This is a genomic window from Bradyrhizobium sp. P5_C11_2 (assembly GCF_054049755.1).
Genome location: NZ_JBFULT010000264.1, coordinates 1 through 10,223 on the forward strand (window position 1 = coordinate 1; position 10,223 = coordinate 10,223).

Below are 10,223 nucleotides of genomic sequence, written 5' to 3' on the forward strand. Positions count from 1 at the left end.
CCTCGGCACAGCGGGCGGCGTAACGCTCGATGAAACTGTCGTCGAGAAAGCCGTTGAAACGGTCGTGCCGGCTTTCGGCATCGAGCCTCAACAGGTGATCGCGCAGCAGCGGCAATTCTTCCTGCTGACTCAAGGTCCGCACATAGCCCGGAACGGACGTCGTGCGGGTGGTATCTTCAAGTTCCAAGTCTACTTCGCGTGACAAGTCAAAACTCCTCTTGGTGTCCCTCGAGGAGGCGTTCGAATCCCTAGACCTCCAATATTGTGCGTCGCAGCAAATTTTTCAAGACGGGAACCTGCTCAAGTTTCGGGCATCGGAAGCGACTAATTCGTTAACAAAATCAAAGCCCCGTAATCATACGAGCACGAGCTGCGTCTGGGTCACCACGGCGACCAGCTTGCCATCCTCGGTCTCCAGCCGGGTCGTCCAGACCTGGGTCCGCCGACCCCGATGGACCGGCGTTGCCGTGGCGATGACCGTGGTTCCCTCCTTGGCCCCGCCGATGAAATTGGTCTTGCTCTCCAGCGTGGTCGTGCCCTTGGCATCCTCCGGCAGGTTGATCACGGTCGCCGCCGCGCCGACGGAATCGGCCAGCGCCATCACCGCGCCGCCGTGAATGGTGTGGTGAAGCGTGCAGAGCTCGGGCCTGACCGTCATCCGCGCCACCACGCGATCCTTCTCCGCCTCGACGAATTCGACGCCCTTGAGCTCGGCGAACGGCATCTTCATCGCTTTAAGTTTCTCGAGCGGCGTCATCAAAAGTCCTCCCAGCGTCTTGAACACTCAGCGTGAATGGCTCCGCGCGCCAAAGCAATGACGTCCGAGGTAATCGCCATGCTGACATCGGCGCCGACATTGTGCATAGGCTCGTGCCATGCGCCACTTCCCACCCCGCCGCATCGTCTGCCTGACCGAGGAGACCGTCGAGACGCTCTACCTCCTCGGCGAGCAGGACCGCATCGTCGGCGTCTCCGGCTATGCCGTCCGTCCGCCACAGGTGCGGCGCGAGAAGCCGCGGGTGTCGGCCTTCGTCTCCGCGGACATCCCGAAGATCCTCGCGCTGGAACCGGACCTGGTGCTGGCCTTCTCTGATCTCCAGGCCGGCATCGTCGCCGACCTCGTCCGCGCGGGCGTCGATGTCCACGTCTTCAACCAGCGCGACATCGCCGGCATTTTGGCGATGATCCGCACGCTGGGCGCGCTGGTCGGCGCAGCCGGGCGCGCCGGGGAACTCGCACAAGGTTTCGAACGGCGCCTCGCCGCGATCGCCGCAATGCCCCGCCCCTCGCCGCGTCCCAAGGTCTATTTCGAGGAATGGGACGATCCCCTGATCTCCGGAATCGGCTGGGTGTCCGAGCTGATCGGGATCGCCGGCGGGGAGGATGTGTTTCCGGAGCTGAGACATCGGCAGGCCGCGAAGGACCGCATCGTGTCGGCGGACGCGGTGCGCGAGAGCGCACCCGACGTGATCCTCGCCTCCTGGTGCGGCAAGAAGGTGGTCCCTTCCCGCATCAGGCAGCGTGACGGCTGGAGCGAAATTCCGGCTGTGCGCGACGACCGCATCGTCGAGATCAAGTCGACGATCATTCTACAGCCCGGGCCAGCGGCCCTGACGGACGGGCTCGACGCGATCGTGACGGCGTTGTGGGGTCAGCGCTCGTAAGCTAGCACGCGTGGCAGCCCCGTCGACCGGCCGCCTCAGCGTGACGGTGATGGATTTTCACGTCACCGCATTGACGATCTGATATTCCGGCCGGCGCCACACCTCGCCCGCAATCACCTCTTCGATGATCTCGGCTGCCCGCACGATCTCGCTCTCACCGATATACAGCGGCGTAATCCCGAACCGCATGATATCCGGCGCCCGGAAGTCGCCGATGACGCCGCGAGCGATCAGTGCCTGCATGGCAGCGTAGCCGCCGTCGAAGGCGAAGGAGACCTGTGAGCCGCGGCGATCATGCGCGCGTGGGGTCACCAGCCTCAGAGATGGGCAGCGGCGCTCGACTTCTCTGATGAGGAGATCGCCGAGCGCCAGCGAGCGCGCGCGCAACTCCGCGATATCGACGCGGTCCCAGATGTCGAGGGAGGCTTCCAGCGCCGCCATTGCCAGCACCGGCGGTGTGCCGACGCGCATCCGCTCGACGCCGCCGGCGGCCGCATAGCCAAGCTCGAACGCAAACGGTTTTGCGTGGCCCATCCAGCCGGACAGCGCAGCGCGCGCACTGTCGGCGTGGCGCGGTGCGACGTAGAGAAAGGCCGGCGCGCCGGGGCCGGCGTTGAGATATTTGTAGGTGCAGCCCGCAGCAAAATCGGCGCCGCAGCCGGCGAGATCGACCGGCAGCGCGCCGGCCGAATGCGCGAGGTCCCAGACCGTGACGATGCCAAGCGCGTGCGCCTTCGCCGTCAGCTTCGCCATGTCGTGGCGGCGGCCGGTGCGGTAGTCGACCTCGGTGAGGTAGAGCACCGCGACCTCCTCCGACAACGCGGCCTCGACCTGCTCCGGCGCCGCCAGGCGCAATTGATGACCGCGCCCGAGCGTCGCGATCAGGCCTTCGGCCATGTAGAGGTCGGTCGGGAAATTGCCGGTGTCCGAGAGGATCACCTTCCGCTCGCTGTTCATGTCGAGCGCGGCCGCGAGCGCCTGATAGACTTTGAGTGATAGCGTGTCGCCGGTCATCACGGCGCCTGCCTCCGCGCCAATCAACCACGCGATGCGGTCGCCGACGCGGCGCGGCTGGGCATACCAGCCGGCCGTGTTCCAGGCCCGGATCAGCTCGTTGCCCCATTCGGCCGTGATGACGCGGCCGACGCGCTCGGCGACACCCAGCGGCAGCGCGCCGAGCGAGTTGCCGTCGAGATAGATCACGCCGCCAGGCAGATGGAACAGCGCTTTGGTGTCGTCGTAGACGCGCAGCTTCGTGTCGGAAATGGACATCTTCTTGGGCATCTCTAAAGGATGGTGCGAACGCGCCAGAGCTCGGGGAACAGCTCGATCTCCAGCATGCGCTTGAGGTAGCTGACACCGCCGGTGCCGCCGGTACCGCGCTTGAAGCCGATGACGCGTTCGACCGTCGTCACATGGTTGAAGCGCCAGCGCCGGAAATAATCCTCGAAATCGACCAGCTTCTCGGCGACCTCGTAGAGCATCCAGTGCGTCTCCGGCGCCTCGTAGACGATACGCCAGGCCTGCAGCACGCCCTCGTTGAAGCTGTGGGTCTCGCGAACATCGCGCGCCAGCACAGCCGCAGGCATCTTGAGCCCGTTGCGGTCGGCGAGCCGCAACACCTCGTCATAGAGGCTTGGGGTTGCGAGCTCGGCCTCCAGCAGATTGGTCACCTCGGCATCGTGCGCGTGCGGCTTCAGCATGGCGTGATTTCGGTTGCCGAGCAGATATTCGATCAGCCGGTACTGGCGCGACTGGAAGCCGGAGGATTGGCCGAGCTGCGAACGGAAGCGCGTATATTCGCTCGGCGTCATCGTGCGCAGCACGTCCCAGGCGCCGTTGAGCTGCTCGAAGATGCGCGACACCCGCGCCAGCATCTTCATTGCCGGCGCCACCTCGTCCTTGGCGATGGAGCGGCGCGCGGCGCTGAGCTCGTGGATGGCGAGCCGCATCCAGAGCTCGGTGGTCTGATGCTGGATGATGAACAGCATCTCGTCATGCGCTTCCGAGAGCGGATGTTGCGCGCCGAGGATCGCGTCCAGCGCCAGGTAGTTGCCGTAGGACATGCGCCGGGCGAAATCGGTCTCGGCGCCTTCGCTTGCAGGATCGTAATCGCTGGACGTCATGACAGGCCCTCTCGATCGATCATCCCCTTTGGCCTCGTCAGTCGAGGCCGATCAGACGCGCGGTGATCGGCGCGGACGGATCCTTCAGCCCGTCGATCACGGTGAAATGGTTGAGCCCGGGATCGATGACGAGGTGCGTCGGCACGTCGAATCCGGTCCAGACATTGGCCAGGAGGTCGGACTGGCGGATGAACTCGGGCCGCTCGACGCCGCCGACCCAGGCGGTGACCGGCGAATGCCCGCGCGGCTGGTGCAGCGCCGCGCTTTCGAGCGTCGCCTCCTCCATGGTCATGCGCAGCGTCTCATTCATCCCGGTCTTCAGCAGCGGCCGCAGATCGTGCAGGCCGCTGATCGAGAGCGTCCCGGCGATGCGGTTGTAGACGGCGGGCTCGAGCCGGCTGTCGTCGCACAGCATGCGCGTGACGAGATGGCCGCCGGCAGAATGCCCGGCGAGCCGGATCGGCCCTGCGACCAGCGAGGCCGCTTTCGCAATCGCGGCGGTGATTTCAGCGGTGATGTCGGAGATACGCGCAGCCGGCGTCAGCGTGTAGCTCGGCAGGGCCACGGTCCAGCCATGATGACGCGCGCCTTCGGCGAGATCGGTCCAGGCCGATTTGTCGAAGCGCATCCAGTAGCCGCCGTGGACGAAGACGACGAGGCCGTTGCTGTCGCCATCGGGCAGGATGAGATCGAGGCGCTGGCGCTCACCCGGGCCATAAGCGATGTCCGGACGGAAATCCTTCAGCCCGGCACGATAAGCCGCCGCCCGCTCCGCCCACAGCGCCGGCAGCTTGTCCGAGCCCGGGATATGGGCCGAATTGGCGTAAGCATCATCCCAATCGCGCATCGTTACTCCCTCGACGGACTCAAGCCTTGCGCGGGCACCAGTCTGCCACCGGCCGGGCGCCCGGCCTAGTCTTTATTTTAAGCTTAAAGTATCTGGATGAGGCACCGCTAGCCTCCCCACTCGTCATTCCGGGGCGATGCAAAGCATCGAACCATGGTGCGCAATTGCGCACCTGAGAATCTCGAGATTCCGGGTTCGCCCTTTGGGCGCCCCGGAATGTCCGAACGTCTTGTTCGCAATGACGTCGGAGAGATACCTACGCCCTCTCCACCCCGCACCATTCCGCGATGAACAGCGCCATCGCCTTGGTCGTCTTCTTCAGCGACTCCAGCTCGACATATTCGTTGAAGCCGTGCATCTCGCCGCCGCTGGCGCCGAAGCAGAGGCTCGGGATGCCGTAGTTCAGGCCGTAGAAGCGGGTGTCGGTGAGCGCGGTGAAGACGAGGTCCTCGACCGCGCCGCCGTAGACGGTGTTGAAGGCCTTGCCGAACGCGGCTTCCGGCGCTGCCGAGTCGGTCAGTTCATAGCCGTCCGACAGGAAGCCCGACCATTCGATCTCCGGCGGATTGTTGGCGAGGAAGCGGTGATTGCGCGCGGCAGCAGTGACGCAGGCCAGAATCTCCTTCTGGTGATCGGCCACCGACCAGCCCGGCAGGATCGCAATACGGCAGTCGACGTCGCACCAGGCCGGCACGCTGGAGGCCCAGTCGCCGCCCTTGATGATGCCGGGGTTGAAGTTGATGGGATGGTTGAGCGCCTTGAAATGGCGATCGGCCTTCGCCCGCTCGTTCCATTCGATCTCGAGCTTCTGGATCGCCTGGATCAGATGATAGGCCGCCATGATCGCATTGGCGCCTGAGCCGGCAAAGGCGACATGGGTGGGGTGGCCCTTCACGCGCAGGCGAAACCAGATCACGCCGACCTGGGAGCGCACCATCTTGCCGCCGGTCGGCTCCGGAATGAAGCAGGCGTCCGCGCGATAGCCGCGCTGAAGCGTCGAGAGCGCGCCGACGCCGGTGCTCTCCTCCTCGATGACGGACTGGAAGTGAATCCGCCCCGTCGGCTTGAGGCCCGCGGCCTTGATCGCATCCAGCGCATACAGCGCGCCGATGGTGCCCGACTTCATGTCGCAGGCGCCGCGGCCGAACATCTTGCCGTCCTTGATGACGGGCGAGAATGGCGGCGTGTCCCACAATTCCAGCGGCCCCGCCGGCACCACGTCGCAATGGCCCTGGAGGATCAACGATTTGCCGCTATTGGTTTGCGGACGGTAGGTCCCGACCACCGAGCGCGCCTTGGAGAAATCATGCTCGATCGGGCCGAAGCCGCGCAGATCCTTGAGATCGTCGACATCGATGTGCCAGTCGTCGACCTCATAGCCGCGTTCGCGCAGGAGGTCGCCGATCATGTCCTGGCACGGCCCCTCCGCGCCACGGGTCGAGGGGATCGCGACGAAATCGCGTGTGGTTGCAAGCTGGGCTTCAAAGCCGGCGTCGACGGCGTCAAGAATCCTCTGCTGCATGTCGGCATTCATCAGGCAACTCCAGGCATTCGAATGGTCCCACGGAGCGCGCAAGCTAGCCGATTTCAGCCGTTCGGGTACTCCACAAAATAAGCATCCCGCAATGCATCTTCGAGCAGCCGGCCTTCCGAATAGCCATCCAGCGTCGCAGGCCGGCTCACGCCGTCGAGCAGGCGCGGACACGGCTCCGGCGCGCCGAGCACGGTGCGCACGGGAATGCGTTCGGCATAGATCGGCAACGCATAGTCTTCATCGTCATCCGCAACCCCCTTGGCGCGGACCTTTGCCGAGGCTTCCTCGATCTCCATCGCAATGAAGGAGGTCGCCTTGATCTCCTGCGTATTGCTCTGGCGCAGGCTTGCGGTGCGATCCGGGAAAAAGCGGTCGACCATGGCGACCACCGCGCGCTCCTTCTCCTCGGGTTCGGTGACGAGATAGGCCGTGCCGAACGCCATCACGGCGCGGTAATCGGCGGAGTGATTGAAGCCGCAGCGCGCCAGCACCAGACTGTCGAGATGGGCGACCGTCAGGCACACCCGCTCGCCCTTGGTCTGGTTGCGCAGCATGCGGCTGGCGCTCGAGCCGTGCCAGTAAAGCCTGGTCCCCTCGCGCCAGAAGAAGGTCGGCGTGCAATAGGGCTGGCCGTCGATGACATAGGAGACGTGGCAGAGCATCGAGGCGTCCAGGATGCGATGAACCGTGTCGTGATCGTAGAAGCCGCGGTCGTGACGGCGCTTCACCTGGTTGCGCGCGGACGTCGGATAGGAATTGAGGGTCTCAGCTTGGCTCACGGCCGCTCCTGTCGGGATTGGAAGAATTCCAGACCAGTTGTAGCGGCGGATTTGGTCTGCGATAGTGCCAATTCCATGCAAAAGATTCCGACCAATTTTGCGCCCGCGCCGGCCAAATTCCCTTCGCCGGCAAAGCCCGAGCTGCCGCTCGACCTCACCGGGCCCCACATCACGGCCGGGGCCTCGGCGGCGCACCGGCTTTACCAGGCGCTGTGCGAGATGATCGTCGGCGGCCTGGTGAAGCCCGGCGAGCCGCTGCCGCCGTCGCGGACACTGGCCAAGCAGACGGGATTTCGCCGCAACGCCGTCGTCTCCGCCTATGAGCGCCTGATCGCCGACGGCTTTGCGCAGGCGACCGTCGGCTCCGGCACCTTCGTCGCCGCGCGCATCCCGGCCCGATCCGCTCTGTCAAAAAAGCCGAAAGCCGTGGTCGAAGCGCCGCGGCAGGGCGTGCTCTCGCTCGGCTGCACCCATATCGACGAGCGCGCGGTGCAGCGCTTCCGCGCCTTCGTCGGCCGCCGCATGCGCGCCTTCGGCGCCGAGCATMTGCACTACGGCGACCCGCGCGGCAGCCGCGAGCTGCGCGTCGCGATCGCCGATCACCTGCTGTCGGCGCGGGGGCTGCGCTGCGACCCCGACCAGATCATGCTCACCTCCGGCACGCTGCACACCCTGCGCATCGTGCTCGGCACGATCCTGAAGGCGAACGACCAGGTCTGGTGTGAGGATCCCGGCTATCCGATCGCGCGCAGGACCATCGCACAATGYRGCTATCGCACCATCCCGATTCCCGTCGACGCAAACGGCCTGCACATCGCCAAGGGTCGCGCGGCCGCGCCATCTGCGCGCGCGGCCTATGTAACGCCGTCGCACCAGTTTCCGCTGGGCGTGCAGATGTCGATGCCGCGGCGGCTCGAGCTGCTGGACTGGGCCAAGGCGGCCGGCGCCTTCGTGTTCGAGGACGATTACGACAGCGAGTTCCGCTATGACGGCGCGCCGCTGATGTCGCTCGCCGGCATCGATCGCCTCCAGCGCGTGATCTACATGGGCACGTTTGCCAAGACGCTGTTTCCGGGCTTGCGCATCGGCTATTGCGCCCTGCCCGAGCGCCTGATCGCGGACGTGACCGCCGCGCGTGCCGCACTCGACCGCTTTCCCGGCACGCTGATGGAAGGCGCCGTTGCCGACATGCTCAATTCCGGCGCGTTCGCTGCGAACCTCAAGCGCGTGCGGAAACTCTATCGCGAGGCGCGCGACGCGCTGGCCACGACGCTGGAAGCGGCTTCCGATGGCGCGCTGTCGGTGCCGGTGCCGTCGCAGGGGCTGCATCTGGTCGCGCGGTTCGATCCTTCGGTTGCCCCTGCGGTTGCGGCAGAAGCAAAGCAGGCGGCCGGCGCGGAAGGCTGGCTGCTGGCCGACACCTACGCGCGGGCGCGTCCCCTGCCCGGATTCGTCCTGGGATTTTCCGGGCACGCGGTTCCGCAGCTCGTGGCTTCCGCCGAACGGCTTGCGCGGGAATCGCGCGCCGCCTTGCGCCCGAAGGGCAAATCGATCCGGCGGGCGTGACCGAGCTTCTTTGCTGTCAGAATCGCGTACCGCTCCCTACATTGCGGCATCGATGCCGGGACCTCACACCATGCTGCTGCGCCGTGCGACTTGCCTCTCGCTCCTGATCTCCACCGTGCTCGCCACGGCGGCTCACGCAGCCACCGTCGGGCGCGAACAGGACATCGCCGATCTCAAGCTCGGCCAGCGTGTGTTGGTGGATGACGGAACTTGCCCCGCCGGGCAGGTCAAGGAAGTGCGTGGCGCGAAGATGACCGACAAGGGCGTGGCGCGAACCAGCGCCTGCGTGCCGCGGTACGGGCCGAAGTCGAAGTAAGGGGATTAGAGGTTATTTCGCCGGATCGAACATGCACTGCAAGGTCGGCTTGGCGATCTTGGTGAAGGTCGGGCCGATCTCGTTCTGCTTGGCCGCCGGCACCCAGTCGGTCTCGATCGTCGGCACGCCGGTCTCGCTGATACCGCGCAGCAGCGCTTCGCGCAGGTCGCGGTCCTCGACGACGGCGGCGGCATGATCATGCAGACAGCCGCAGACCTCCTCCGGATGCTCCCAGCGCCCGAGCATGCGCGGCGCGCACTGCCGCACGAACTCGGTGCGGGGATCGGGTAATCTGGAGGGAGAGCGCACCTGCGCCTGGACGGAACCGATGGTCAGAAGGGAAATGAGCGCTGCGGCGCAAATGCGAAGATTCATGATGGCCTTTAACGGCTGATTTTCTTGTTGGCGATCAGAAGCGCGCGGCGACCACGATCGACTGCGGCGCCGCCGTGGTGACCGGCGAGCCGTTGTACTGGAAGGTGCCGATACCCGGCAGATTGCCGTCGGGCGCGCCTGCGAATGAGGAACCGGCGAGCACGAAGCCGAAAGCGAGGATGAAGCTGAGCGTGCGCATGGACGTGTCTCCAGGTTCCGTGCCGGCGATGGCGCCGTCGTCGTTGTGAAGCTGATAACCATGGGCGGTTTCGCGCGTGATGCGCCAAAAGCGGAAAATGGTTTCGTCTTCGTGAGAATTGTTTCGTCCCGTCCGGCGCGACGACACATTCGGCGGAAAACCCCAATCATTTCAGATGGGTCGCGCCGCTGCTCAAACCGGTCTGGCAAGCTTCGTTTGGGGTCGAAGACGCAGTGTAGAGAGCACGCGGTCACATTCGTGCCTTCCACACTTCACATGCATTTTACGTTTTTCTGCTGAAGAGAGCCAAACGAGGCTGGTCCTGTCGAACCGAGGGCGCGTCGGCCGCGACCCAAGCCATCGAAACCGAGAAGCCCGGATCACTACCGGGCGCGTTCATGTGAGGGATGGCCATCATGGTGGCGGGAGATCGCGCAACGGCGCGCGACGCGGACCAAGGGACGGACCGCGGACATCAACGACCCATTCGCAGCCGCGCCACCTCACCTGGCGAAATGGCGCAGCAATCGGGCCGCGGCTACGAGGCCGCGCCGCAGGCGTTCGTGCGGCTGACCGGCTCGCATCTCGCCAAACCGCGCGTCAGCCGCGCGGTCATCACTGAGTGAAGAACTCGCCGCATTTCTGCACGTTTGCGTCAGCCGGTCCCCACGGCATGATCGGCACCGTCGAGGTCGAGTTCTTCGGCGAGCCCTCGATCAGCCTGTCCGAATAGACCATGTAGACCAGCACGTTGCGCTTGGCGTCGCAGCCGCGCACGATCTGCATCTTCTTGAAGAACAGCGAGCGGCGCTTGCGG

General features: G+C 65.4%; 12 protein-coding genes and 1 pseudogene. 3 read left to right on the forward strand and 10 right to left on the reverse strand.

The window, feature by feature from the left end; all coding sequences use genetic code 11:
- Both ACXJL8_RS23025 and ACXJL8_RS23030 read right to left on the reverse strand, forming a co-directional pair.
- Positions 1-187: pseudogene (locus ACXJL8_RS23025) on the reverse strand (GNAT family N-acetyltransferase); the annotation flags it as partial.
- Positions 188-355: 168 nt separating this feature from the next.
- A complete protein-coding gene (locus tag ACXJL8_RS23030; RefSeq protein WP_456621947.1) occupies positions 356-757 on the reverse strand; it encodes a PaaI family thioesterase in 402 nt (133 codons plus the stop codon).
- Between the two features lie 118 nt (positions 758-875).
- On the opposite strand from ACXJL8_RS23030, the gene ACXJL8_RS23035 reads away from it, so the two are divergent.
- Positions 876-1,664 (forward strand): cobalamin-binding protein, encoded by a 789-nt coding sequence (locus ACXJL8_RS23035; protein WP_456621946.1) that lies wholly within the window; start codon positions 876-878, stop codon positions 1,662-1,664.
- Positions 1,665-1,721: 57 nt separating this feature from the next.
- On the opposite strand, the gene kynU is transcribed toward ACXJL8_RS23035, so the two are convergent.
- The 5 genes from kynU to ACXJL8_RS23060 form a co-directional block, all read right to left on the reverse strand.
- Positions 1,722-2,936: a kynureninase gene (gene kynU, locus ACXJL8_RS23040; RefSeq protein ID WP_456621945.1), complete on the reverse strand. Its 1,215-nt coding sequence runs from the start codon at positions 2,934-2,936 to the stop codon at positions 1,722-1,724.
- A 14-nt stretch (positions 2,937-2,950) separates the two neighbouring features.
- Positions 2,951-3,790 carry a tryptophan 2,3-dioxygenase gene (gene kynA / locus ACXJL8_RS23045; protein ID WP_456621944.1) on the reverse strand — a complete coding sequence of 280 codons (840 nt, stop codon included), beginning with the start codon at positions 3,788-3,790 and terminating at the stop codon, positions 2,951-2,953.
- Between the two features lie 37 nt (positions 3,791-3,827).
- Positions 3,828-4,637 (reverse strand): alpha/beta hydrolase, encoded by an 810-nt coding sequence (locus ACXJL8_RS23050; protein ID WP_456621943.1) that lies wholly within the window; start codon positions 4,635-4,637, stop codon positions 3,828-3,830.
- 256 nt (positions 4,638-4,893) lie between these two features.
- Positions 4,894-6,171 carry an ArgE/DapE family deacylase gene (locus tag ACXJL8_RS23055; RefSeq protein ID WP_456621942.1) on the reverse strand — a complete coding sequence of 426 codons (1,278 nt, stop codon included), beginning with the start codon at positions 6,169-6,171 and terminating at the stop codon, positions 4,894-4,896.
- A 53-nt stretch (positions 6,172-6,224) separates the two neighbouring features.
- Complete coding sequence (locus tag ACXJL8_RS23060; RefSeq protein WP_456621941.1) at positions 6,225-6,950, reverse strand: pyridoxamine 5'-phosphate oxidase family protein; 726 nt, start codon at positions 6,948-6,950, stop codon at positions 6,225-6,227.
- 75 nt (positions 6,951-7,025) lie between these two features.
- On the opposite strand from ACXJL8_RS23060, the gene pdxR reads away from it, so the two are divergent.
- Both pdxR and ACXJL8_RS23070 read left to right on the forward strand, forming a co-directional pair.
- Positions 7,026-8,516 carry a MocR-like pyridoxine biosynthesis transcription factor PdxR gene (gene pdxR / locus ACXJL8_RS23065; protein WP_456685638.1) on the forward strand — a complete coding sequence of 497 codons (1,491 nt, stop codon included), beginning with the start codon at positions 7,026-7,028 and terminating at the stop codon, positions 8,514-8,516.
- Between the two features lie 70 nt (positions 8,517-8,586).
- On the forward strand, positions 8,587-8,832 hold the full coding sequence (locus ACXJL8_RS23070) for a DUF6719 family protein (protein ID WP_456621939.1): 246 nt from the start codon (positions 8,587-8,589) through the stop codon (positions 8,830-8,832).
- Between the two features lie 12 nt (positions 8,833-8,844).
- Here the strand turns inward: ACXJL8_RS23070 and ACXJL8_RS23075 are convergent, their stop codons facing one another.
- The 3 genes from ACXJL8_RS23075 to ACXJL8_RS23085 all read right to left on the reverse strand — a co-directional run.
- Positions 8,845-9,207: a hypothetical protein gene (locus ACXJL8_RS23075; RefSeq protein ID WP_456621938.1), complete on the reverse strand. Its 363-nt coding sequence runs from the start codon at positions 9,205-9,207 to the stop codon at positions 8,845-8,847.
- A gap of 34 nt (positions 9,208-9,241) precedes the next feature.
- Positions 9,242-9,406 carry a hypothetical protein gene (locus tag ACXJL8_RS23080; protein ID WP_456621937.1) on the reverse strand — a complete coding sequence of 55 codons (165 nt, stop codon included), beginning with the start codon at positions 9,404-9,406 and terminating at the stop codon, positions 9,242-9,244.
- Positions 9,407-10,021: 615 nt separating this feature from the next.
- On the reverse strand, positions 10,022-10,223 hold a 202-nt coding region (locus tag ACXJL8_RS23085; RefSeq protein ID WP_456685639.1), incomplete at its 5' end, for a CreA family protein.